This window comes from Exiguobacterium sp. FD-YE-25-4 (assembly GCF_057004685.1).
This window is the reverse complement of sequence record NZ_JBXSGP010000002.1, coordinates 1-25,999: the sequence shown is the minus strand read 5'-3', so window position 1 is coordinate 25,999 and position 25,999 is coordinate 1. Positions and strand designations below refer to the sequence as shown.

Annotated in this window: 18 protein-coding genes and 2 pseudogenes; 11 read left to right on the top strand and 9 right to left on the bottom strand. The window is 41.9% G+C overall.

Annotation, left to right across the window (positions count from 1 at the left end):
• The first annotated feature begins 196 nt into the window (after positions 1 to 196).
• Positions 197 to 1,333, top strand: a complete 1,137-nt coding sequence (locus AC13H5_RS15315; protein WP_483546628.1) for an HNH endonuclease — start codon at positions 197 to 199, stop codon at positions 1,331 to 1,333.
• A gap of 76 nt (positions 1,334 to 1,409) precedes the next feature.
• Here the strand turns inward: AC13H5_RS15315 and AC13H5_RS15310 are convergent, their stop codons facing one another.
• The gene (locus AC13H5_RS15310) at positions 1,410 to 2,039 is read right to left on the bottom strand and encodes a DUF1643 domain-containing protein (RefSeq protein WP_483546627.1); all 630 of its coding nucleotides are present in this window, start codon (positions 2,037 to 2,039) and stop codon (positions 1,410 to 1,412) included.
• A gap of 257 nt (positions 2,040 to 2,296) precedes the next feature.
• Between AC13H5_RS15310 and AC13H5_RS15305 the strand changes: the two genes are divergently transcribed.
• Positions 2,297 to 2,680: a hypothetical protein gene (locus tag AC13H5_RS15305; RefSeq protein WP_483546626.1), complete on the top strand. Its 384-nt coding sequence runs from the start codon at positions 2,297 to 2,299 to the stop codon at positions 2,678 to 2,680.
• A 70-nt stretch (positions 2,681 to 2,750) separates the two neighbouring features.
• Positions 2,751 to 3,703: pseudogene (locus AC13H5_RS15300) on the top strand (DNA/RNA non-specific endonuclease).
• 384 nt (positions 3,704 to 4,087) lie between these two features.
• Here AC13H5_RS15300 and AC13H5_RS15295 read toward each other — a convergent pair.
• The 3 genes from AC13H5_RS15295 to AC13H5_RS15285 form a co-directional block, all read right to left on the bottom strand.
• On the bottom strand, positions 4,088 to 4,723 hold the full coding sequence (locus AC13H5_RS15295) for a hypothetical protein (protein WP_483546625.1): 636 nt from the start codon (positions 4,721 to 4,723) through the stop codon (positions 4,088 to 4,090).
• A 46-nt stretch (positions 4,724 to 4,769) separates the two neighbouring features.
• Positions 4,770 to 11,972, bottom strand: coding sequence for a DNRLRE domain-containing protein (locus AC13H5_RS15290; protein WP_483546624.1), 7,203 nt, complete (start codon positions 11,970 to 11,972; stop codon positions 4,770 to 4,772).
• Positions 11,973 to 12,254: 282 nt separating this feature from the next.
• Entirely contained in the window at positions 12,255 to 13,748 is a 1,494-nt protein-coding gene (locus AC13H5_RS15285) for an ATP-binding protein (RefSeq protein WP_483546623.1), read from the bottom strand.
• Positions 13,749 to 14,665: 917 nt separating this feature from the next.
• Here AC13H5_RS15285 and AC13H5_RS15280 point away from each other — a divergent pair.
• The 5 genes and pseudogenes from AC13H5_RS15280 to AC13H5_RS15260 form a co-directional block, all read left to right on the top strand.
• Positions 14,666 to 14,818 (top strand): annotated as a pseudogene (locus AC13H5_RS15280) (DNA/RNA non-specific endonuclease); the annotation flags it as partial.
• 374 nt (positions 14,819 to 15,192) lie between these two features.
• Positions 15,193 to 16,236, top strand: a complete 1,044-nt coding sequence (locus tag AC13H5_RS15275; RefSeq protein ID WP_483546622.1) for a Fic family protein — start codon at positions 15,193 to 15,195, stop codon at positions 16,234 to 16,236.
• Positions 16,237 to 17,004: 768 nt separating this feature from the next.
• Complete coding sequence (locus tag AC13H5_RS15270) at positions 17,005 to 17,538, top strand: glycine-rich domain-containing protein (protein ID WP_483546621.1); 534 nt, start codon at positions 17,005 to 17,007, stop codon at positions 17,536 to 17,538.
• Positions 17,539 to 17,633: 95 nt separating this feature from the next.
• Complete coding sequence (locus AC13H5_RS15265) at positions 17,634 to 18,854, top strand: MFS transporter (protein ID WP_483546620.1); 1,221 nt, start codon at positions 17,634 to 17,636, stop codon at positions 18,852 to 18,854.
• 26 nt (positions 18,855 to 18,880) lie between these two features.
• Positions 18,881 to 19,360: a GNAT family N-acetyltransferase gene (locus AC13H5_RS15260; protein WP_483546619.1), complete on the top strand. Its 480-nt coding sequence runs from the start codon at positions 18,881 to 18,883 to the stop codon at positions 19,358 to 19,360.
• 210 nt (positions 19,361 to 19,570) lie between these two features.
• Here AC13H5_RS15260 and AC13H5_RS15255 read toward each other — a convergent pair whose 3' ends face one another.
• From AC13H5_RS15255 to AC13H5_RS15245, 3 genes are all read right to left on the bottom strand, one after another.
• The gene (locus AC13H5_RS15255; protein ID WP_483546618.1) at positions 19,571 to 19,954 is read right to left on the bottom strand and encodes a hypothetical protein; all 384 of its coding nucleotides are present in this window, start codon (positions 19,952 to 19,954) and stop codon (positions 19,571 to 19,573) included.
• 146 nt (positions 19,955 to 20,100) lie between these two features.
• The gene (locus AC13H5_RS15250; protein ID WP_031424757.1) at positions 20,101 to 20,307 is read right to left on the bottom strand and encodes a hypothetical protein; all 207 of its coding nucleotides are present in this window, start codon (positions 20,305 to 20,307) and stop codon (positions 20,101 to 20,103) included.
• A gap of 394 nt (positions 20,308 to 20,701) precedes the next feature.
• On the bottom strand, positions 20,702 to 21,157 hold the full coding sequence (locus AC13H5_RS15245; RefSeq protein ID WP_483546617.1) for a JAB domain-containing protein: 456 nt from the start codon (positions 21,155 to 21,157) through the stop codon (positions 20,702 to 20,704).
• A gap of 371 nt (positions 21,158 to 21,528) precedes the next feature.
• Between AC13H5_RS15245 and AC13H5_RS15240 the strand changes: the two genes are divergently transcribed.
• The 3 genes from AC13H5_RS15240 (at position 21,529) to AC13H5_RS15230 (ending at position 23,228) form a co-directional block, all read left to right on the top strand.
• Complete coding sequence (locus tag AC13H5_RS15240) at positions 21,529 to 21,870, top strand: YolD-like family protein (RefSeq protein ID WP_483546616.1); 342 nt, start codon at positions 21,529 to 21,531, stop codon at positions 21,868 to 21,870.
• Positions 21,871 to 22,006: 136 nt separating this feature from the next.
• A complete protein-coding gene (locus AC13H5_RS15235; RefSeq protein WP_483546615.1) occupies positions 22,007 to 22,720 on the top strand; it encodes a hypothetical protein in 714 nt (237 codons plus the stop codon).
• The gene (locus AC13H5_RS15230; RefSeq protein ID WP_483546614.1) at positions 22,713 to 23,228 is read left to right on the top strand and encodes a hypothetical protein; all 516 of its coding nucleotides are present in this window, start codon (positions 22,713 to 22,715) and stop codon (positions 23,226 to 23,228) included. Before AC13H5_RS15235 ends, AC13H5_RS15230 begins: the two co-directional genes overlap by 8 nt.
• Positions 23,229 to 23,788: 560 nt before the next feature.
• Here the strand turns inward: AC13H5_RS15230 and AC13H5_RS15225 are convergent.
• Entirely contained in the window at positions 23,789 to 24,532 is a 744-nt protein-coding gene (locus AC13H5_RS15225) for a ChbG/HpnK family deacetylase (protein WP_483546613.1), read from the bottom strand.
• A 30-nt stretch (positions 24,533 to 24,562) separates the two neighbouring features.
• On the bottom strand, positions 24,563 to 25,999 hold the full coding sequence (locus AC13H5_RS15220) for a PTS transporter subunit EIIC (protein WP_483546612.1): 1,437 nt from the start codon (positions 25,997 to 25,999) through the stop codon (positions 24,563 to 24,565).

Sequence of the window (25,999 nt, the reverse complement as noted above, 5' to 3'; positions counted from 1 at the left end):
AAAAGTCCCACTAAAGAGAGTGGCCAACCCCAGCTTCATCATTTTCTTCATCTTCTATCTCTCCAATCAAATATTGTTGTAAAATTATCCAGTGTATAACTTATTATAATCCGTTAAATGGAAGAAATCTTTAAATTTTTTTAGGTGATTCATTTTTTATAATAGGTGGCCACAATCATTCAAAGGAGGAGCATACATGATATTGAGACGTCCGATAGCAAGCAATCGCCGCGATAAACCGGTGGTGATTTTTAAGAACGACCTAGAGCTTAAGGAGCTGCCACATATACAAGCAGCCGCACATTGGCTCAAAGACCATGCACAGTTGAAATCTAGACCGTATACGATCATCGAGAATGGGATGTATCTGGGGGAGACTTGGATATGGAACGGAGATCGCTACGATTTCACGACAGATGAATCGGTCCGACGTGAAAAGCTACGGGTATGGAAAGAAGAAGGTCGAATCAAACAAGAGAAGGTCTTACCGACAGGATTTTGGACATTCTTTTGTAACCCGAACAAATGGGCGATGGACCAGTTCCTGCTTTCAGGCAAGACGAGTGACAGTTTCTCCATCACCTCATGGCAAAAGGACTGGTTTGAGATCGGACAGTTCGGTGTCATCCGGGTCGGAAACGATACACGTTCGAGCGAACAGCTAAATGGACTCGAGCGGATGTCACGAGGCGTATACGCAATCGTCCAAGTGACAGGGTTACCTGAATACCGGAGCGCGCATGACTCTTATTACTATGAAGAGGATGATAAGAAGCAATATCACGTGCCGATCCGTTACATCCATTCAGCTTATGAGAATCCCATCCTGTTGGAGAATTGGGAACTAGAATCTCGTACGCAGGACGCCTATCTAATGAACGGATTCCAAGCTTCATCGATGCCGTTGAACCCGGCGACGTTCCAGACCGTTTGCGAAGCTTGGGACGTGTCTGACGAACACCACGATTTACAATGGCCCGATATTCAAATCACAGAAGAGGTGGACTCTGAGACGATTTATGTGGAAGGAGCCATCAAACCAATCGTCGTCAATGCCTATGAACGCAACAGTAAAGCCAGACAAGCGTGTCTGGCTGAACACGGATATGACTGTTCGGTATGTGGTTTCAATTTTGTCGACGTATATGGGGACCTTGGCGACAAGTTCATCCATGTCCATCATCTAAAAGAACTACATACTATCAAAGAAGCGTATGAAGTCGATCCGATCCGCGATTTGGTCCCGGTCTGTCCGAACTGTCACGCGATGCTGCATCGAAAATCCCCACCTTACACGATTCAGGAGCTACGATTGCTCCTCTCTACCGACTGACGGGACTCGATATCAACCATAGATCAGGACAGGTCCTCAAAAATCGAAGACCTGTCCTGATTTCATGTGAGTCACATCAAAATTTCCAATCAGGGTCGTCGAAAAGACCGACATCCGAGTCACCGATCAACCCTTCACGTGAGTCATGAACGTTCAAGGGAGCGGTTCGTCTCGGTACTTTGATGACTCTTGTAGTTGCGGGATGGAAGAGTCTCGGCGTCAAGTCGCCGCGAAGATACAGGGGATGTTTCGGGAAGTTCCCACAAACGGTGAGCTCAAGCGTATACACATCGACCGAACTTAATAGTTCAAGTGTCTCTCGAATCCTCGTCTTCACAAAATTAGTTCGAATCGACTGGCCCCAGGCTGCAATCACTTTCTCCGAGTTCTGGATGGCTTCTAATACATGTCGATTATTGTTTGGTCCGATCGGGTCGATTTGATGTCTCAGATTCTTCGGTTCCGTCGAGATATAGGCGAACAAGTTGACGACGTTGAGACCGTCATATCCCCATTTTTTCGCGTAAGCGATACATTTCTTCAATGTAGGGTCCACTTGTTCTTGATTACCTACACTTGGGTTCAACATCACGAATGTGACGAATCGGCCCCCGTCCCCCCACTCGCAAGAAAACTGATAACGATATTGCTTCGTATCATCTAAAATGGCGCTCACTCGGTACTGACTATCCCAACGTCTCTTCATATCCTCGCCTCCAACAGTTGATACCTTGATTATACAATGAGAGTAAAAATTGACCTGATACATAATCTTCACTGGCCTTACTTGATTTTTCTCGATACACATGATTGTGTTAGCGATAATCGGCTTCTTTCCTTGAAGATGTGTCACATCGATTCCTTATAAAAAAGACTGTGACATGTTCTCTCAAAGTAGACATGAACCTGTCACGCATAGAAACATTCAAGAAAGCTACACTTAAATCAAAAAGGAGTTTTCTCATGTCCCTCTATGAATGGATTCAACACCATATGAAGACACACATCTTACGTTTTGAACATCTCGACCATTATGTTGAAGCGGAGGCAGAAGATATCGAAGCTTATCTGTCTCGGATTAATCCGCTCTTTGTCACCACTTTACGTTCTGATGACGGGGTCACAGAGTCAAAAATGGTTCATGATCTGGAGTCTGTTCTGTTGGGGAAATTCAAACGCCGACAAAAGAAAGTGAAGGTCACGTTGGAGATAGAATTGGATATGTCTGATTATGCGCTTGTTTTTTGTAAGTCAGAACAACGTCGAATCATCGAACGTGTAACGACATACATGACGAACCATGACATAGAGAACTGGCGCATCACACGAATTCATAGGGTACAATGACTCTGTACGCGTATAGAAGTGTATTTAAAAGTTAGTGCGTCTACATATGATATTTGGAGGAATAAGAAAGATGAAATTTATCTATCTCGCCTTACCTTTGGCCCTGTTATTGATGGCTGGTTGTACGAATGAAGAAACTGCATCCCCGAATCAAAAGGTGGAAGAAACCGCTCCACAAGAAGAAACGGTCACTGAGACGATTGATACACAGGAAGAGATGGAAGTTGCTGAACCCGTTTCGGAAGAGCCTGATGAGACAGAAGTACCAAATGTCGACTCAAACAGTGATCTGTTTTCAGGTTATCAATTGATCGACGTCGATGGCGGGGACTTGTCCGGTTACCGTGAAGCGAATGTCGTCGTCGATATCGGTTTTGGCGAACGGGAGTACTGGGCGTTTACGAACGAATATGGACAACTTGTGAGAGTTGTGGCTGAAAAAAATCGTTCTGTAAGATGATGACACAGAAGATGTCACCTCGGATGGCCGCTACTATCATGATGAAGCAAAGGTACCAGGTGTCGAACACAGTGAGCTCGACGAGGGTCACGTCATCGCTGACTCACTCGGGGGCGTATCAAACGCCTACCAACATCACACCACAAGACAGCACGCTCAACCGCTACGGGGACCAGGCCTATATGGAGGACGTCATCCGGAAGGCCGGTGGTGCGATCGACTTCGAGGCGATCATCACGTATCCAGATACAAGCACACACATCCCTTCACACTATGAGTACACCTACACTGTCAGAGGAAATGTCGTCACCGATTCCTTCGACAATGTGAACCCGGACGAAGTGAACGAAGCGCTCGGCCTTACAGAAAGTGAGCCAGAACCCCCAGCCACGACAGAGCCTGCCGAACCTACTGGCGATGTCTCGAGCGTAGATACGAATGGTAACGGTCAGGTGACGATTCAAGAGGCGAAAGACGCCGGTTTCACGATGCCAATCATGAGCGACCATTGGCTTTATCCTTATATGCGTGACAACGACAATGACGGAATGGTCGGGGAATGAATTGCTTTTGAGTTTAAAACAATAATTATTGCATAAAAAGACATTCTCTAGTCCTTAAGAGAATGTCTTTTAGTGGTTATTTTGTTTCATATCCGATAGCCTTTTTTACGCGACTCAAGCGTTTCTGCCTGGATCACGTCTTTTCGTACCCAGTTGCGAACCGTCTCCTTATGGCTTGTTAACTCGCCACTAAGCTTATCTTTAAGTAATGCTCATTTTCATTTGCTTGAATATACATTTTTGCCCATGCAAAAACACCTCCGATATCAGTACTTTTAATAATGTACTATTCCGAAGGTGTTTTATATTGTCTCATAAATTTAGGGTGCCCATATTCCGACTTCAAAATGAGGGGGATTATACACAATTTAAAATCATTTAAAGTTACAATTCATTTTCGTTTAAATAATCAATATCAAATTTTTGAGGTAAATTCTTTTTTAGTTCTTCAATAGACTCATATTTTTTTTCATTAGAAAATAAAATAAATCCAAGTCCATCTCCATATACTGTAATAAAAGAATTTGGTGTGTTCATATCAATTAGAGGAACAAATTTGTTACTAGAGAAAATCCAATTACCATATTTTTTTAAAGTGAAATTCAAATTATCTTGAAAGATAATGTTATAAAACTCATTTTGAGCAGGCATCCAATATGTTTCTTTAATCAAAAACCTTAAATCTTTTTCGTTTTTTATTACTGCATTACAGTAATAAAAAAGATTCTCATTCTCAAAACACTTACTCATAGAATAATTAATTTTTCTTGAATCCATTTTTCGAATAATCTCATCATCTTGACTTATATTTTTAGATAATATAAATGTGATAACTATTGGATATACATTTTGATGAACCAAAAAATCAATTAAAATTTCCTGATTATCTTTAATAGTTAAATCATCATAACTAGTGATTTCATAAGCCTTTTTAATTTCACCCAAGATTAAATAATTTTTCAGATTATTCTCAATTTGTTTGAACAAATTTTTTCTTTCAATAATTGTAAGCTCTTGCATATTGATCACCTTTATTTTATGAATTTTTAAACTCATTTCAATTTAACTATCTTTTTCTCCAACTCCATCCTGTTGTTCCTTTTCTGTTGTGTTTATATTTATAAGGGTGTAAAGGATAATGTGTATCTCTTTCTGATGTTTTTTTACCTCTATGAAAATGCAATACTTTACGAGTGCTCGTATATTTATTTTTTCCGTCACCCCAACGAAGATAGTTATAGTCGATCCGTATTGGATGTCGATTGATTAATCGGTTTCTAACTCCAACTAATAATTCTCCTCTATAATTTTTAAGTTTACCGCGACCACGGATAAGAAACTCAGTATTTCTTGCGTATTTTGCAACTGTTCTCGCACCATTGTAAATTGCTTTTCTTTTCCCCCAACCAATAGCACCTAATGCTGCTGCCCCTGCAACATACCCAACAGTTTTCCATCCACCATAATTACGTTTTTTAGCAGTTTTATAACCTGAATATGCTCCATAGCCAGCTCCAATTGCTGCCCAAGCCCATGTTCCATCTGGATCGACTTTTAAGACCGGATTATTATCCGCATATGAGTAACCATTAGCCATCGATACTGTCTCGTCCGCATCGAGTTCTGGGTCGACAGAGAGGAAAACAGCCTGTTCTGGATGGTAGTAACGGGCCATCAAATAGTAAAGCGCCAAGTCTTCGTCATAATAGTATGACGCATAACGAATCGGTTGACCTGTCAGCTTCGAATCGATGACATTCGTTGTGAGTGGTTTGCCCCATGTGTCATAGGTGTACTCGGCAGCAACGTTACCTGAAGTGTCCGTGATCGCTACAATATCCCCACGATAGTTCCGTTGATAATTGTACCATGTCCCATTTGTTTTTAGTCCGACAAGGATATGGTCTGCATTATAGACGTACTCTCGGATTAGTTTGCCGGCCGTATCTGTCTCGGCCATCAGTCGATTCGAATCTCCGTCGTAATGGAAGCGAATCGTGCCACTCGGCCCTGTCTTCTGGATACGACGCCCTTGTTCGTCATAAACAAATTGCCATTTCTTTGTCCCGCTGGTTTCTTCAATCGAAGTCAGTTTCCCTAGACCGTCCCATGAATATTTCAGACGTCCGTCATTGATACGGTTCCCGTCTGCATCATACGTAATGTCTTGCCCCTTAAACTTGGTCATTCGGTTGGAGTTATCGAACTCAGCTACAACTTGGTTGTTGATGTGCGTGCGATTTCCGCGCTTGTCGTATGTGTAATTGATCGTCTGACCATCTAGTGTCTTCTCTTCGATCAATTGATCCATTGCATCATATGAATAACTCGCAGTTTGTCCATCTTTCTTTAAACCTGATAGGTTTCCATATTGGTCGTAACTATAACGCTCAAATGCAATCTGTTTGTCACCAGCAGAGGCGGACCATGCTGATACGGCACCAGTTTCATCGAACTCGACAAGCGACTCCCCGCCTTGTCCAGGCATAGTGATCTGCGTCGTTTTGCCATCCTCATTATGGCGGAAAGCCCAATGTTGACTATCGACAGTTACCCCATGGTTTCGTTTGGCAACATCATATTTAAAGTCGCGCTTCGTACCCGCTAACGTGATTGAGAGCGGAAGTTCAGTTCCGACACCGTTCACATCTTCGTATCCCCATGTTTGGAGCACTCCATGGTAATCTGTCAGGTTCAATAGACGCCCAATCCCTGCACCACTAGCATCATATGCATATTTTTTCTGTTTAGATGTGTCGTTCCCCATCTGAATTGAAGTGATTTCGCCAGAAGATGTGTCATACCCGTACTTAAAACGTGTTGTAGTTGCTTCTTTGAGTTCGGTAATTTTACCTTCATCATCATATACATTAACCAAACGCTTTCCAGAAGGGAGAGTCGTTTCAGTTAAGTTTCCTGTGTGAGCTTCATATGAATACTGATACTGTTGGCCATTTGGACGTATCACTGACGTAATGCGACCATTTGAGTATGCATATTTTGTTATCGTTCCTGGATCTTTTACAATTAATTCCTTGTCTACTTCTTCTACTACTTTCCCAAACGCCTTTTGAGTGACTTCTCCCTTTTTATTGTAGTCATACGCAATAATTGTTCCGTTTTCCGCTTTAGTCTCGATTAATCTCCCTAACAAATCGTACTTGTTCTGACGTGTACGATTTCCCTGTTCGACAGTCAATACGTTACCAAATGCATCAACAGAATTAGTAACTGGTAACTTACTTAGACCAGCATCTTTTAAAACGTGGTTTCCCTGCTTATCATAAGTGATTTCGGAAACGACTCTTCCGACAGACGCACGTACTGCATCCACGATGATATTCGTGGTTGATCCATTTTGTAAGATGACATCCACTTTTACAAGTTTTTTATTGGATTCTGACGTCAATTGAATTGTCTGACGTTGCCACGTTGAAGCATTCTCACCATCGGTATAGTTCAATGCGTTAAATGAAGCCGTTTTTTGGACGGTTGTGCCGTCCTCGTACGTGCCAACAACATTCAGTGAATCCGTTTTAGATGCTTTTTGTGCCAACACACTGACATAGAACGGTTTTGCAATCGTCTGGTTTACAAGAATTGTCTGCTTAGCTGACCCTCCTGCTTGTAAATCCAAACCGCTATTGCCCATGTAACCTGTCTGGCTTGCTGTCGCTTTTACTAACTGCCATTTGTTTGTCCCATCAAAACCACCCTGCTCGATATGGTTAAATGCAGAGGCTGAAACGGCATGACCTTGTTTCGCCGTGTCCAACTGAACCTCATCGAACAAAGTTGATCCACTTTCTGAAGTAATATTAACTCGGACTTTCACAGCTCCATCGGGTGCCGTGAACTCTACGAAGCGTCTTGTCCATTCGTTAAGGTTACCCATCGGACGAATCACATATGAACCTACCGATACATTCGAGCTGTTTAGTAGCGTTAGCGTGACGCTCCCCTTAGCTGTTCCTGTCGTTTTCATGTCAATACCCAGGTTGTAAGGATGGCCCGCTACAACGTTCACTTCACGTGAGAAGGTCGCACTATTAAGCTGCAGAGCTTTTCCATTCCTTCCACCCGTCACAAGTGTACCAGGTGTGACTGTTTCTGAAGTCTCAAATCCACCATTCGTATATAGATTTACACCAGGCGTTAATCCAACACCCTCGCGAATAACATTCCCACGAGAATCATACTCGGTGAATCCAATTCGTTCTTCGGGCTCCTCATGATTGATTATCTCTTCACGGTCTTCATTCAACGCCACTTCTTCTGCCAAACCGAATTCATCTTCAATACGGAGGACATCGTCTCCGTTTTCGGCATATTCATACGTTGTGATAGAAGTCGCATCTTTCTCGACTAGAACATTTCCATCTAGCTCTGTTGTCTTGTCGACATCTGCCGTTTCACGGTCATCATAATCAGTTGATTCGACTGAACCATCAGGGTTTGTGACCTTGGTGATTCGATGGTCTTCCCATGTATAACTTGTTGTCTTATTAGCTGATGTCTCTTTTGTCAAGTGACCGTATTTGCTGAATGTATAGACTAGAGATTTTTCAACGCCATTCTCTTCGTTATCTACAGTCGTCACTTGATAAACCTTGTCGTCTGATCCTTCTGCCGAGATATTTTTATAGGCTGTCCGTGTTCCGTCAATCTCGGTCACAAAGGATGGGATGAGCCCATCAAAATCTCCAAGAATTTCGTTTGGACTACCTGTAGCATGGCCTGGCAATACCAATCGATTGATGACAGAAGGGAAGTCAGGTCGGACTGCTACTTCTCCCGTTTCTTCGACTGTAGAGACGCTTTCCGCGTATTCATACTCGTAGACTTCGATTGAGGATTCACCTTTGAAACTCTCTACTTTTACAAGTCGATCCCAAGCATCATACGAATAGCGATATGTCCGTGATTCTAGTTTCTCATCTGAAGAAGCTGAGGCGGTCATCTCGCTTACCCAGCCTTTGTCATTGTATGTGAACACTAAACGATTGGGTGATGTAGTACCGTCATCACTTGCTGCATAGACGGCTTTCAGGCGATTCGTTCCATTCACTTCTTCATATTCGAAACGTACTTTGTTTTTCTTACCTGCCTCTTTCGCATCATATTCCATAGCGATGAGTTGACCAGCTTCGTTATAAATCTCTCGTTCCCCATCACTAGACTGAATCACGTATTCTTTTTTGACATTATCAATCAAGAATTCATAGTCTACTCCGGTAGGCGGCAACAATTTCTCAACCATCTGATCTCCTTCTTTAACTAAAGTACGAAGGAAGAGATGGCCACTACCGTCAGCATCTACATAACGAACGACTCTCGGATTAGTCTCTTGAGGAATTTCAAGGCGACGCTCTAAACCACTGTGCCACCCAAGCCCAAACATACCAAGTCGCACGGCTTGAGAATTAAAATACCGGTCCGCTGAAACTGATGGTCCTCTCCCCGGTAGTACATCATCGGCTTCTTCAAGGAACTGGTTACCCTTTAACACATTGAACGCACCAAGGGACGTATCCAGCATTGGATAAAATTCTTCTGTACCTAAATCCGGTTCATCAACCGCAACAATGTTTGGCGTTGTCGGAAGCGTACGAAGTAAATTTCCTTCTGAAACAAAGTTAGATGCAAGTAATACATTTTCTTCTAAGGCACGTCGGTGTGCGGTGACACGAATCCAATAATTTGTTTTATCTCCGTACTTTCCACCAGATAGTCGATAGTTTGGACTCGGATCAACTGGTAACTCTCCTCCATTTCCAACTACACCATCAATGTTTAACTTGTACGACTGATTTTCCAATGGCCAAAGTTTTTTGTTTCGAGAATGCCATGATGTCGCATCGCTCGGCAACGTCTCTACTAAATCATATTCTTTTCCATTGTATAGATACACATTATATCCGGCAGCACCAGGAACAGGCTGCCAGTTAGCAAATAGGAATCCCGTGTTGTTTTGTCGGTTATCGGAATACCCTACTGCCTCTGAAGTGACACGAGGTGCTGGTACATTCATTGTGCGTACCGTAGAACCTGCACTTTGACCTTTACTTGATTTCGCATATACACGGAAATAGTAATGCAATACGTTGTGATAAGTCGTTCGATCCGGATTGTTCTTTTGATACAGCGGACGTGGATCTCCAGGGAAATCTTGTCCATCACCTTTTCTGAAAGCTGTCCGCGTGTTGATCGGCATGGCATTGATCTGTTGTGATGTCGGGAACAAGCGTTTACCGTTTGGACTCCAACTCGTCTCCTTCACGTTATCAATTAACTCATAAGCGAATCCGTTAAAAGCATAAACGTCATAGCTTGTTGCATGTTCTGACTCATCCCATTCCAAAACGAATTGAGCCTTGTCGTCGGCAGTTGTATCCCCCATTGTTAGTGCAAGACCTGTCGGTACATCTGGGATCAATTCCTGAAGAGAACGTTTCGCTACTGAAGAAGCCGACCCGCTGCCGAGTTTATAGTCCGCGATAACTCGGAATTGATAAGATAACGTGTTAGTGGTAGTACCACTACTTGTATTAAAGAAACTTGATGGATCAACTAAAAGATCCTGACCATCCCCGTTTCGGAACTTGATCCCCCCCGTTGACGATTCTTTCGTTCCATACTGACTAGTCTTCGGGAAAATCCCTTTATCTTTTGTTGTATAGGCTCGTGAGGCACCCGTATAAATCGTCTGCCACCCTTTACCGTCAAACATTTGGAGACGATAGCCTGTAGCTCCCGTCATCGCTGGCCACGATACGTTGACATAACCCGTTGATGAAGTCGGTGTTGTCAAAAATCCTTCTGTCGAGATTGACGCCATTTTCGGATAACTGTACGTGACGTTCAATCGAGTCCGGTTCGTACCAGTTTCTGAGGCCGTGATTTGTTTCCAATGTGTCGTACCATTGCCGTTCGTATGGAATTTGAATCCATAATCTGTTCGGCTTCCGGCAGCTACCTGAGAAACGAAAGAAGTCACGTCAAAGTTTGCCCACTGATCCCGTGCGACGTTCGTTGAACCGAGATTCGTAGACGACGGGCGTGTGTTCCAAGTGACACCTGTCTCAGACCAGCTCGCGTTAACGCGATCCAGCCATAATCCATTTTGTTGCGTGCCATAATAACTCCAAGTGACATACGAATTCACTTCTGCAGAACTGACTGTGGCGCCTCTTAAATCTGTAAGAGCAGGGAACTTGATAAGTCCATAGTTTGTCCCTGTAGTCGTGTCATAATAACCAATCCATAGCACATACTCACCACGAGACGAGCTCCAAAACTTGTTCATGTTTGTAGTTGGATTTTTACTCGACACAAAAGTATCCAACGTAGCGTTACGAGCAAGCGTCGGGTCTACATAGATTGGATAGACGCGACTCGGATCTTGCAACCATTCCTGGTTTGGAACGACTTTTAATTCATATTCAGATGCCGAGATCTCATTTAACTCATAGTTGATATCGAGGGAACGAGAAGGGAGGCCCGATTTCTCATCGACCGCACTATCCTGCATTTCAGGAACCGGCATTGTCATGACGATGTCATCGCCCTCATAAAATACGACTTGGTTGTCCTTCAGTGATGGTTTGAGTTGCGTACTGAACTCATAAACAATTTCTAATGGTAACTTTGAAGATTGATTAAAAATCAAATCTTCTTTTACTTCATCGTTTAATGTAACGTGTCGTAAATCCACATTTGGAAAAACATTTCGATGCCAAATCTGATTTTCACGAACGAGAGCTTGCGTCTCATTAGGAGGTAAGAATCCACCTTCATATTTTAACCCTTTTAAAGTGAAGGAAACGGTAGTTGATTCATCACCGACTTTCAAAAAGGGTGTTTCTGATTGCAGAGTCTGGTCAAAACTGACCGGGAGTGCCGTAGCCTTTGGAGAGAAGCCTTCTTGCGTCAGTTCTAAATTTGAATCGACTGGCACTAATTCCCCTTCCGCATTTTTAATTTTGATTATGTCATCATAGGCTGAGAGCTCATATGTACCCGGCTCATTTCCTTCCGATACAATCATATGATCCCCTGTAATATCTTCTACAGGAAGATATTCTTGTTCGGACTCAGGTGCAACTAATTCTTTATTATCTTGCTCGTTTTCATTTGTTGAAGTCGTTGCTGATTCCGGCTCTTTTTTCGAATCCCCTTCAGCTTTGACGCCTTCCCCCATCGGGAAAGAAGACAAAACTAAAGTCACGACCAAAAGCCATGAAAGCACTTTATTACTTAACTTATACATACATAAACTCCATATTTTTCTTTTAATGTAAGTTCAATTTCTGCACAACAAGTAAATTTTATACAAAAATTAAAAAAAGGGAAATAGTAAATTACATGTTTAAACACATTTTTATAACTAATTTGTAACCTTGAAATGTTTTTGACTTATTATTTCTTTTTTTTCTTCGAATTCTGGAAACTAAAGTTCAAACCCTTTTAAACTTTTGAAAGTTTTCAAAAATCAGAGCCCCTCAATAGATACATTGAGGGGCTCTGATTGCAACTTTAATATGTGCTTTGCTTAAGCTTTTCCACTTCCAAATAGCCGTTTAAAGAAGCCTGGGGATGATGGTTTGTATTCGATATCTCTATTAGTTACGCTAAGTTCGACTTGATTGTATTCTGCTGTGTGTTGCTGCAGTAGCATCGACGTCAGCTTTCCAATGTAGTCCGTCAATTCAAATTCGAACCCACGATCTACATCGGTTCTCCCACTGCTCGCATGGGCTCTTTCATGAAGAAGTGTACCTGCAAAAGCCTCTAACGAGCTTAACTGAGACCTTGCAATCAGAATCGTCCCACTATCGCTTTGCCACAGTCCAAGTGTCTCGTTCCGATCAAATGCAAAATCAATGCTATCCACTAATTTAATGTCAGTTACATGAGGGGGCACGTTTCCGATGAGACCTAAAATGTGTTCTTTCATGTTCCAAATTGATCGCTCTTCTTCACTTAGCATCTCTAATGGGATCACTTCATAAGTTAAATTCTCACGCATCTCTTCCACAAAGGTACGTATATCTCGAATCGGATTCCCTGTAATATCTTTTGTATTGGCCAAAGCACTGCTCAAATTATCAGGAATGGTCACGATGCGATAATCATATCCACCCACGTCATCAACAATCGAAGAATGGTGCATGGCTTCCGAAGGGGTCATGAAAATAACGTCTTCACGCGCATTCAGAATCTTACACGAATGGATGGCTACATCTTTCCAGGACAATTCGACGGGCATCTCACCTGCAGTAAATCGATTTAATGACTCAACAAGCATTTTGGTCGTATGCGGTTCTTGATTCTCTAAAAGAATTTGTTTCACCCTCGTCGAATAGGCAGTTCTCCCGACATTCGTACGTTCCCGGTTCAGTTCTTTTTTCATCTTCTGTGTTAACGACGTAATGTTATATGAGAACAAAAAGTTCTCTTCTTCGGCTACTTTCACCCCATTTATGTAAATATTTGACGTCTCGCCTCTTCGCTTTAAAATCTCACCGTATTGAACGGCTGAGAGTGTTTCTTCATTACTGAATACGAGAAACAGTTGTTTGGCCTTCTGCACCTCATCTTTCGGTACGTTTGTCAGAATAAACTCCGTTCCTTCAAAGTTAGGATCAAGCGGTTCTTCGATGTAAGCATGGAGTGTCATCACATCTTCAAAAGCATGCTTGGTGCTTTTCCCTAATGTAAATCTTCCGTGCTTCGATAAAATTTCGACGCCGATACCGTGGCGATCGAACGTCGCCATGGCGTCTTTGAGACCTACACCGAATCGGCCGATTAGATTGGGATGGCTTAACTTCTCCTGATTTTCATTCTGTGTGAAGTGTATGTATTGTAGACCTCGTCCGAAATCTCGAATTCGCCATTTCCCGTCACTACCCAACTTGATTTGAATCTCCTCAGTCTGGCTGATTGTCTGTTCATCTAGAGCGTTCGCGATGATTTCTCGAAGCGCATGATACACTTCCCAGTTTTCCAGAACTTGTTCAATATTTAAATCAAACTTTTTCATCCTCACTTCTCCTTTTTTTGTGTATATACAATTCAAGATACTAACAATTGAAAAATTATCCAACATACCGTAAGTATAATCCTCTATTTGTTAAATAGCTCTTGAATTATACGTGACTATGTATATAACGAATCGAGGGGGCGTGCATCGAAAAAATGAAAGCAGACGTGGTTTTAATTTCTTTAGCAGTTTATACATAAGATCTTTAGTAACGTGTTCTACTCATTATTTCCGTCGAATAATGTCGAACTTCCACCTGAAATTTTTAAATGGACAAATTTTAAAAAACACCAATTTCTATTGTCTTAATTTGTAAAATTATGCTTTAAAGAGTATCCGATTATTATATACTCGCTAATGGAGGAGGAATGGATATGAAATTTTATAAATCAACTTGGTTTATTGTCCTAATGTTAATCTTTTTATTCCCTGTCGGGCTTTTCTTGATGTGGTGGCATCAAAAATTTACGATAGCAAGACGCGTGCTGATAACGGTCTTCTTTCTATTGTTCTGGGGATGGGCCTTCAGCCTAGAAGAACCAGCGATCAGCGCTGAACAGTGTGAGCAAGGAGTCGCTGAAGTGAAGCAGCAGCTTGCGAGTCTTCAAACAGAATATGACGATTTGAAGCTGGTGGTCAAAGACTACAAGACCGAGATCGCATCCTTAACCAAGAAATTAGAGGACGCCGATAAAGTCACGGCGCAAGAAGTAAAAGAAGCAGTAGCAAAGATGCAGAAAAAACACGAGGCCGAGCTTAAAAAAGCCATTGCGAACGTTGAGAAACAGGCAGAGAAAGAAGTCGCTGCCGCACAAGCGGAAGCGAAAAAACAAATTGCCGCTGCAGCCGCAAGTGTAGAGACCGAGCAGAATACGGTTGCCGCGACAGAAAGTGAACCCGTAGTGGCAGCAGAACCGAGCGGAGACGTCTCTAGCGTTGATGCGAACGGCAACGGACAAGTGACGATTCAAGAAGCCAAAGATGCCGGATTCAGCATGCCGATCAGAAGTAGCCATTGGCTGTACCCTTATATGCAGGACAATGACGGAGATGGCATGGTCGGAGAGTAATCATACTCATGCGACGAATCAAATAGAATCATATTAATCAAACGCATCCTCGTGAAATCGAGGGATGCGTTTTTTGTCCTGCTACGTCCTGCAATCTTTATACGTGGTGGCACCTGACTTTGAAATGTCTTTCATTATTAAGACTAACGACTCTCTTTATCAACATCTCGTGTGGATGTTAAAGCGAATCAGCCTTCAAAAGCTAAGGTTGAAATATAGGTCATCAATCATTAAACATAGTCATCTGTTATAGAAATGAACATGTTTAATTCATTTGAATACAATTTAAATAGGTTATACTAGGTTTAAACATAGTCATATCCGAACGGAATGACTATGTTTAATTCTTTATAATGATTAATGAGGGGGTTCCTATGCGCAGTTATAACTATCAGTATCTGACCAATCTAGCCTTACCGATGGAGACCGTACGATTGATCGGTCGCATCAACGAATACAAAGGCAAACAAGACCTCTATAAACAACAGGCGCCTCAAATCCTGAACACCTTGCGTGACGTGGCGGTCATCCAATCGACAAAGGCTTCCAATGCGATTGAGGGGATCGTCGTGACCGAGAGTCGTCTACACACCATCATGTCGAAGACGTCGGAACCGGCCGACCGCTCGGAAGCTGAAATTGCCGGGTACCGGGATGTCTTGAACTTGATCCATGCGTCGGCTCAGGACATCCCGCTCAACCCGAACATCTTGCTCCAGCTTCATAAGGAGCTTTATAAGTTTGTGCCGGTCGAGGGCGGGCGATGGAAAAATGTCGACAATGAAATTAGCGAGACCTTCCCCGACGGCACACGTCGTACACGCTTCGAACCTGTCCCAGCGTTTGAGACACCCGCTGCTATCCAAGCCTTGTGCGATACTCTGAAAGAACGTCGTCAAAACGAGGATGTCGACCCGCTCATCCTGACAGGCATGTTCGTGCTCGACTTTTTATCCATCCATCCGTTCAATGATGGGAACGGCCGCATGGCCCGTCTCGTGACCTTGTTGATGCTCTATCAATATGGCTTCGAGGTCGGCCGCTATATTAGTCTTGAAAAGATTGTCGAAGAACGAAAAGAGGACTACTATGAGTCCCTTCGGCTATCATCCATTCACTGGCATGAGAACCGCCAAGACCCGTTCCCATGGATCAACTATCTGCTGAGCGTGATCCTTGCGGCCTATAAGGAGCTCGAGGAACGTGTCGGCATCGTCACGTCAGGCAGTCAGAACAAGACCATTCGAATCAGACGCTTCGTCGAAGGCAGAATTGTTCCGTTTACCAAATCAGATATTCGACAAGCCTGTCCCGACGTCAGTGAGGCGACCATCAACCGTGTCCTTCGTGAATTACGTGATGAAGGGATCATCGCCCCATCAGGACTGGGACGAAGCGCGAAATGGATCAAACAGTGACTATATGAATACGGAACCTTAATTTTTATATAAAAACACCATTCGGCCGAATGGTGTTCCTCGCGTGTCACCAGACACGCTCCGCTCTTGATTTTAACGTCGCCTTTAAGCTCCGTGCCTCCCGTCAGAAAGGGCCAGGAACATAGAGATGCGTTTTAAAGCAGCTCTTGTTATCGGGCCGTCAGGGGGGGCAGCGGTGAATGAACCCACATTAGCATTAAAATTCTATCTAGCACCCCTCCTTGCTCGAACTTACACCTGTTGAGTCAACCGACATACATGATTTTATAAATAAATGCATCTATAGACGTCCCTAAAACGATAAAAGCAACTTCTTCATTTATCTATAAGCCTCTTTACACCTCAGATACTTTACAAGATTTAGTAATACCTTAAGATTACACAAATCAGTATCATAAACCGGTCACTTAACTTCGTAAAACGATTAAATAACTAGCTTCCTACATGCGTAGTATTAATTATGTTACAGCCTTCACCTAATCAAAGATGTAAAAATAAATACACCTCTACGACTTTTATTTTTGTGTATTGGACTTTGAATCGTTCACTCCCTTTGTAGTCCAACATAGCGCATTTTCTCTCAGGAAGTAACAAAATTATTTTCATTTGAGTTCAAGTGTTCAAAATAGAAAATCACATAAAGGTGGATAATTTCAAAAGATAAATACATCAAAAGTGAATTTTCTGAAAATTAACTTTACATACATCCCCTTTGATGTAATAATAAGTAAAAAGGAGGATGATTTTATGTCATTAATAAACCAAATTAAATTACCATTATCTGCTTTACATCAAGAAAAAGTCGAGATTATTGATAATTTCGACTATAGCAATGTTATGCGCAAAGTTAGAGAAGAATTTGGCGGTGCGATTACTGAACAGTATCTTTTAGATGGAATTGAAAACTTAAAACGTTATTATGTTGTTGCGCTGTTAGACCCTACTAACCGTCATGCCGTGTCGGCTGTAGTAGATCCATTTTGGCATGCACATGTATTGTTCACTAAGGATTATCATCAATTCTGTGAAGATGTATATGATCAATATATCCATCACACACCATTAGATCATTCTGATACTCCAATGGTGAATCACGTAAGAGATCTATATACTTACACTCGTGATGTATATGACGAAATGTTTGTATCTGTAGATAGTAACTGGTGGCCACCTGCAGGTAAATATCCTGACATTTGCTATCACATGGAAGTGTATTCAGAACATATTAGAGCTCAAGCACTATTCCCAAAAAATCCCGAGCTTGAATATGTACCTGCTTAATATTTAATTGGTGTATATGGAGCATATACATACGAAAATACGCCCATTTTATTTGGGCGTATTTTCAATTATATGATTAGTTAAGGAGGGGTATTTTGCAGAACAGTCTATGGTTGGTTCCTAGATTTTTTACTTATGCATTAGGAAATATAGTAAACAATTTTGGGAATTCTATATATCTTATAGTCATGCCTCTATATATTTTTAGCTTAACCGGTTCAATTTTGAATATGAGTCTTATGGCTATAGTTGAAGTTTTACCTCAAATTTTATTCAGTATGTTCATTGGAACAGTTGTAGATCGATACAGTCGGAGAACTGTAATATTTGCCTCATTAATTTTTCAATCTTTATGTTGCGTGGGTATCTACATCTTATCGTTTTCAAATTCAATCGAATTATGGATTATATACATACTTGGATTTTGTCTTTCTGTGGGTCAGATTTTCTTAAGAACCGCGCAATTTGCTATAATCCCAAAAATGTTTCCTGAAAGAAAAGCAGAAGCAAGTGCTTCAATTTCTAGCATATATACTCTCACTAACCTACTAGGACCACTGGTAGTTGGAGTTTTGATTTTGTATGTAGACTATGATGAATTATTTTTGATAAATGCTCTAACTTTTATTGTACCTATTTTTATGTCTATTTGGTCACGCATTCCTCATGATTCATTAGGTGGCTTCAAGTCTAAAGAGCAAGTCATTAAGGACATGAAGTTTGGGTTCAATTATATTTTCAACAGTAAAATGCTGTTAAACTTGTTATTTATCGTTTCAATTCTGAAACTTGTTGAAGGCGGCTTGATAAATGTAGTTATATATTACTTAAAAGAAGATCTAAGTTTAGCCGATCAATATATAAGTTGGATACTGATCGCCAGCGGTGTTGGTTCATTTTCTGCTACTTTATTCCCTTCAAGATTTAACTCTAGTCCAGGAAGAAAATTGCCGTTTTATTTGCTTGTCACAGCCATAGGGAACATTCTTCTAGTCATTCCAGTCGTATGGATGATTCCAATTTCCCTAATGATCTCTGCTATCGGAAGTCGCTCAATCGCTATTTCCTATAACGTACTTATTCAAGAAATAGTTCCAGACAATTTATTAGGTCGTGTGGGCGGTAGCATGCGAACCTTATACACTCTTGCATATCCTATATCGTTTATTTTTTTGGGAATGATAACTGAATTCGTTGGAGCAAAAGTAACATTTGCGCTGGTAGGAATACTTTCTTTTATCCCTTTATTTATATCTATAAAAACTAGAGAGACATATTCTATCAAGGAAGAAGATAAACCTTCAATTGTCCATTAACTTTCATTTTAGAGGGGAATAATACTATGACTCTAAACTTCACTAAAATTTCACCTATTCATGATAAAGAGACTTTACTCGCGTTTCGCAGGGACGCTTTCTTTACTAGTTTTGGAACATTTGAAGGATTTAACGACGATGCCTATTTACAATGGCTAAATCAATGCATAAAAAAATTTCCAGATGGTTTTGTTTTTTTAGAAAATAACAAAAATAAAATAGGTCAAGTCGAATTACAGATCAAAGTAATTGAAAATAGACGTATAGGGTTTATAAATTTGGTTTATTTAATCTCTGAATTTCGTCGATTAGGATATGGTCCTACTTTACTTTCATATGCTGAACAATTCTTTCAAAGCCATAGTGTGAATGAAATACAACTCAGAGTGTCTCCCACAAATTCACAAGCAATTCGTTTTTATAGAAAGATGGGGTTTTCAAACGAAGCGACTGAATCAAAACCATTAGAACTTCTTTCTTTTCGCAAAGAACTGCCCAATAAATGACTAAAGTTATGTATAGAAATTAAGGACACTTCCATATGCCCCATTCTTGCTTTTGACATTGTCCTACGCTCCGTGCCTCCCGTTAGAAAGGGCCAGGAACATAGAGATGCGGCGTTGAGCCAGCAGCTCTTGTTATCGGGCCGTCAGGGAGGCAGCGGTGCGATGAGCGACTTCGCCAACTGGCGTTAGACGCTCACGCATGAGCCCGGATCACCATTCCGTCTCCCATGCCCCGTCTTCAGACACGCCCCAATCCTCGAATCGATACTTGATGAGCCAATGGACATGCATCACCTCATATTCGAATACACCCTTGGATAGCTCTAAGACGACGAAGCTGACGTCTCCATCCGCCACCACCCAGGTCCCATATAGATACACTTTCTTGATCGGACGCTCTTCCGCATCTAAGTAGATTACCACCCGGAAGTAAGGCGAGTTCCGTCCATCATCGAACCGGACGACCTTCTCGACGCAATGTGCCCTGTCGACGACACGTAGCCATTCGGGATGTTCCATCAGTTCCGAGAACACCGTCCGGACGAACGGATCCAACCCTTCAAACGCATAGTCATCAAGTAGCCCCTCGTCCATCACGCCTCACCCCTTCCGGTTCTCTATAGAATGATTCCCCGTCCAGAGCCAGTTCAGTCCTTGTTCATAGGCCAACAGAAATAAAGTCTCTCGGAAATCGTATACATGTATACAAATCTACATGTATACAAACGTCCTTTTTATTCTTATGTACGACGATTCCGCCGAAGCATGTTCGTGTTGAAAAAGACGGTGAGGTGGGTCAAGCGTTCCCCTTCCTTCACATCACAAAGAAGATCCATGCTCACGAGTTTTAAGTCGTCAAAATCTTCTTGAAGTCGGTCAGGAAGGCGTCGAAGCAACACCTCCGTCATCTCGTCCATCGTCTGTTGGTCTAGTTGGAAATTATCCATCTGAATCATCCTCTCCATTTGATAGCCCAATGATACCTCGCATCCACGCAAGCAACATCTCGGCTTATTTCACGTAAGCCCTGGTGTTGTTTCAAACAAGCCCTAGGGCTTGTTTCGAAAACATGGTCATTTTCAATAAACAAGCGCTCTTTTCACTTATGCCATTTCATCAAAAAAATGACGAGACAGCATAAAAACTTCACCCTATATCCACGCTCGAACCACTCCGTTTTCGTCATGCGAAAACGCCCCTTTTACCGGATCCCGCACTATGGATCCAGGCGAGAGCAACGCGAGTCGCCCGGCTCGTCAAAGAAAAACGCATGTTTTTCGTCCTTGCCCTTACCGGACGGACCGGGACCGGTCCCCCGGCCCCATTCCATCCCTTTTCTCTTTATCCCATGTAGCCCCGCTGTTTCATGCTGACATACGACTCGTCCGACCCGAGGATGAGATGGTCGAGCACCGGGATGCCGATGAGGTCCCCCGCTTCATGTAACCGTTCAGAGACGAGGATGTCCTCCCGGCTCGGGGTCGGGTCCCCGCTCGGATGTTGGTGACAGACGATGAGGCACGAGGCGTTGTTCAGGATGGCGCATTTGAAGACTTCCCGTGGGTGGACGACGCTCGAGTTGACGCTCCCGACGTGTGCCCGATGGACGCCGACGACCCGATTCTTCGTATTGAGCATGATGACGAGGAAGACCTCGCGGTCGTCGTCCCCGATGAACGATGAACCGATTTGTCGGGCACTGTCCGGAGAATGGATGATGGCGTGCTCGAGGGCGACCATTTCTTCGCGAACCTCTTGCTTGATACGGATGACCTCGATGATGGCGGATAGTTCCATGATGGTTTGTCCCCTTTCGGATAAGCTGACCTCAGAACGAACACCGTTGTGCGTCCTGTTGACGGAAACGAAGCGAGCGTCGGGAGACGGTGCAAGGGCGACCGCAGGGAGAGCCTCAAAAAAATGCGTAGAGCAAACGGAGAACCAGGCTTCCGTAGCCAATGAGCGAAAAGCCTCGCTTTGAGCCTAAAGCGAAGGAAGACGGGCCGGAGGGCGCGTCATTTTTTTGACGACCCTTGCACCGACGACCAGCGAGCTAGAGTACGGAAACAGGACGCATGAATCATCAAACAGGAAAAAGGCTGTTCAAACGGGACAAATCGGGTATAAAATAAGAACAAATGTTCGTTTTATAAAAAGGAGTGATTTTGATGACGATGTATCGCGACCGGGGTGAGCTGAAATGGATCCCATTTCTCATGCCCGAGCACAAGGCGTTATTGACGAAGTATTATAAGGAAATCCAAAAGATTGAGATGCCAGATGTCGACGAACAGGTCCTATCGGTCTATGAGAACGTGCTGAACGACTCGATTTTCAGTGGGGACATGGTCGAGGTAAGATATGTGGAAGAGCGGGAGTTGAAACGATTCAAGGGGTTTGTGCACCGGACAAACTACATGGAGCGGACCGTCGAACTGGCCAATCAGCGGGACGGAATTATCCATGTAGCGTTCGAGGCAATCATTCACGTGGAACAATTGATGGACTAACGTCCTTGATGTTATCTGACATCTTAATGATACATCAATACAACTTGTTTCTTTTTTCAAATTTTATAAAATTTGATGTTTATGAAACCGGTATATACATCGAAATTTATCTATACTGGTATCAAGGGGTGATTATATGACAAACGATAAAATATTTTTGAAGCGAGTTATAATATCTTCGATTTTAATATTAGGGATACTTGCAATCATTTATTTACTTGATTATACCGATATGAATGAAAACTGGCCGATGATAATGCAAGTAGGGTCAACGATCAGTAGTCTCATTTTAGTCGTAATTACATTTTTTTATTTTCTTGAAACAAGAAAAATGGCCATTGAAACTACTCGCCAAAGAGAATTACTTGAGACTCCTGCAGTTAGTATGAAAATTTTGCCGAGTGAAAAGGACCCAAATTTGCTTTATGTGGTTATGAAAAACAGTGGTGGTGGAGCTGCTTATAATATCTCTGTAGAATTTGATGAAGAAATCCCGTATAGCTCTGGAAATCTTAATGACTTAAATATGTTTAAAAACATGTATCTGCTTGATAAAGGGGAAAAAACTGAGTTTTTTTTTGATACAGCTATAAACTACTTTAATAATGAAGAAAATCCTAGAACATTTACGGCTACAATCATTTATTATTTGGCTCCAAAAACTTCGGACGTGATTAATAAAAAATATAATCAACCTATAAAAAGGGAATTTTTAATTGATATTCATGAAAAAGAAAATCAGCTCCATGTTATAAACAAAGATATGAATGATTTAGTGAAACAAATTGAAGATCTGAAACACGTCTTATTAATAAGTCTAATGGAAAGAAAAAGTGAAAGTGATGATTAAAAAACACCTTAAAAAACCTAATTTTCCTGAGAAGCTTACAGATGGGATATTAATGATAGACAAAACAAAAGCAATATCTATTCCTACAATTTATATGTTTCAAAATAAAAAAAACATTAAAGTTTCTAAGAGTGGAGCAAGGTATATAGAAAAGCATATTTTTACCCAGCACATTATACAAGGGTACTTTTTTACAGAAGAGGGCTTTTCAAGTAGGGCATTAACAGATGATTTTCATGAGGTTAAACTTGTAGGAAATACAAAAGGATATCAATACGAATTTCATGACGTAAGTATTGAAAGTCTAAAAACCGACTTCAGTAATAAAGGAATAAGTAGTTCTGCAAAATTTAAGGCAAGTTCAATCTCAAAGACTAAACTACCTCCGAAGAATAATATAATCTCTCAAAATGAAAATGAAGTACATGGAAGAAATGCACTAACAGATGAAGTCTGGAGAATATTGTGTTTTATCTTTTTGATATTAATTTTCAAATCGAAAAGATAAAAATAAATCGTCTTAAATACGAAGGTTAAAGAATTTATCTAACTGCTTATTTAAAATTAAACGAGAAGGGCTAAATATCGCCCTTCTCGTTTATCTATACTGTCTTTTAACTCATCTTTTTATCAACATATGTTTCCCTTTATAACTAATAAGTAAAAAGATAACCCGAGGTAAGGTACGTCTTTCAGAAATAAATAAAAATGATTAAAGAGGTTTTGAACTTCCGATGGCGAGTTGTCGCACTGAACAATCAACAAGATGACATCATCTATGTCGAGGAAGTAATCGACTAACGCTCTAAGGTAGTTCCAAATCTGCGTCGCAAAACCAAGTGTTACTCCTCGACTTTTCCAAGACGAATAATAATTAACTTAGTCTCAAAAAAACCTAAAAAAAGTAAATCCATATTTCTTTGAATCAAGAGAACTACTATATTAGTTTAAAAATCAATTAAACCCCTGAATGAGGATATTACGCTTCCATCATTCAGGGGTTGATTTACGAGTAGAGACAGGTGAGACTTCTACACTTTACCTTAGCAATCAGGACCTTGTCGACCCTTATAGGTCATCATATGTGACAAGTTGAATGGAGGATTGCGATACCCAATTTTCCACTTCTGGATCACAGAGCATTTCGACCTCCAAAGGACGCGGTAAAGTGAGTGTAGAATGACGGAGGATGTATGCATCTAAGTATCCAGGATGCGTGATGAAGATGTAATTCCCTTCGAGCCCTCGTTCAAGATTTTCTTTTAATGATTCAAACGGGTCATAATCAGGGTTCATGGACTCCATAATCAACCTGACGTCCTTACCACCGATTTGAACAATCCCTCCCATTGAGAATGGCGAATATTTTAGCGCATGACGCTCGGCCACGATTTCGAGTCCTTTAAAGAAATTGGCACTTTTTACAGCATGCCCTTCAAAATAACTCGGTTTTTTTCCGGTCAGCTCGATGAACCGTTGATACTGGGCCTCAATCTCCAAAATTACTTCATCTAGTGCTACAAAATCTTCTGCAGCCTGGCGAAATTCTGAAGAAGGTTTAAAATGACCCGATTCTGTAACGAGACTGGGAATCTTTTCAGGATCCGTTATCGGATGACCCACACATATGTTTGTATGTTGTCCGAAACAGACATCCACGCCCTTGAGCAGATCTAAACCGTGACCAATTGAAGGCATGTTTGTCATAATCCCCACATTTTGAACCAATCCTTCTCTCACACTTTTAGCGATTCCGTAATTGACGCCTTCAGAATATCCTAAATCATCAGCTCGTATAAGAAGTCTTTTCATAACTGGTTCTCCTTTTGTCATAGATGGTGATCAAGCCACTTTCTCGGATTTACTGGCCGCCTCTTTTTTGATGATTGGGTTATCCTTTTCAAATCCAAAATAGTACGTGACGACAGCAGATACAACTATTGAAATCAAGATGGTAATGACGGCATGGATCAAGTTACTCGTCGGACCCCCGACGTAGCTCAAGATATTCAGGAAGTTCGCGACCGGAATCATGGCATATGCCGTTACGCCTGTCAGTCCGGCGTAAAGACCTCCGGCAAACCCACCAGCAACCATTCCCAATAACGGTCTTCTATATCGAATACCCACTCCATACATGCTTGGTTCAGTGACTCCCCCGACAAGATTGGCAATGACATAGCTGAAGCTGAGACCTCTCTGCTCTTTATCACGGATTCGTAAAGCGGCCCCAATTGCCATACCAGCTACAGCAAAACTTGCTGCCGTTGCACCTGGAGATACTAAAGCTTCCGATCCATTATTGGTGAACACAAGAATCAACATGGAAATCATTACGACGTGCATACCGCTCATCACCAAGAATTGCCAAATTGCACCGATGATCGCAATCGCTAAGAACCCTCCAACATTCGATAGTCCTAGAATCCCATTGGCAATATAGTTGCCTAAAAACGCACCAGCTGGACCAAGTATCGAAAGAGCAATCGGTAACATCACAATAATCGTCAAACTCGGTGCAAAAATCGTCTTTAACGTGTTGGGTAAATATTTATTGAAGAACTTTTCGACATAACTCATCACCCAGACGGACATAATACTCGGTAAAATTGTCGACGCATAGTTTTGTGCGACTGTCGGAATCCCAAAGACAGAAAAACTCGTTCCCTCTGTGGCCATCCCGACTAATGTAGGGTGCAACAAGATTCCACCAAGGAAGATGGCCAGTACGGGTGTCGCACCGAACTTTCGGGCAGCCGTATACGCCACGGCGATTGGGAAGAAGTAAAAGGCTGCGTCACCAACGAAAGTAAGTAACGTGAACAAGTCATCCCCTTCCTGCATCACGTTGAGCATGCTCGGTCCAAGTAATGCCACTAGGAGTTTGAACATTGAAGCGGCTAACAATACAGGAATAAGCGGTGTGAGCGAACCAGCCAGTGCATCCAATATTCCGGCCCCAATTCGTTTCAAAGTTAACTTCTGTTTTTCCGGTTTGTTTTCGTCTTTAACGAGATGGTCAAACCCGCCGAATTGGACGATTTTAGCATAGACTTTGTCTACCGTTTGACCAATGATAATTTGGAATTGACCGCCCGCGTTCATGACCCCGATCACACCAGGTATGTTTTTTATCTCTTCTGGATTTGGTGCACTTTCATCCTTCAAATTGAAACGTAGTCTTGTCATGCAATGCGATACATGATTGACATTGTCCTTCCCACCTACCGCAGTCAAGATATCTGCAGCAATCTTTTCATGTTGATTTGTTTTAGCCAT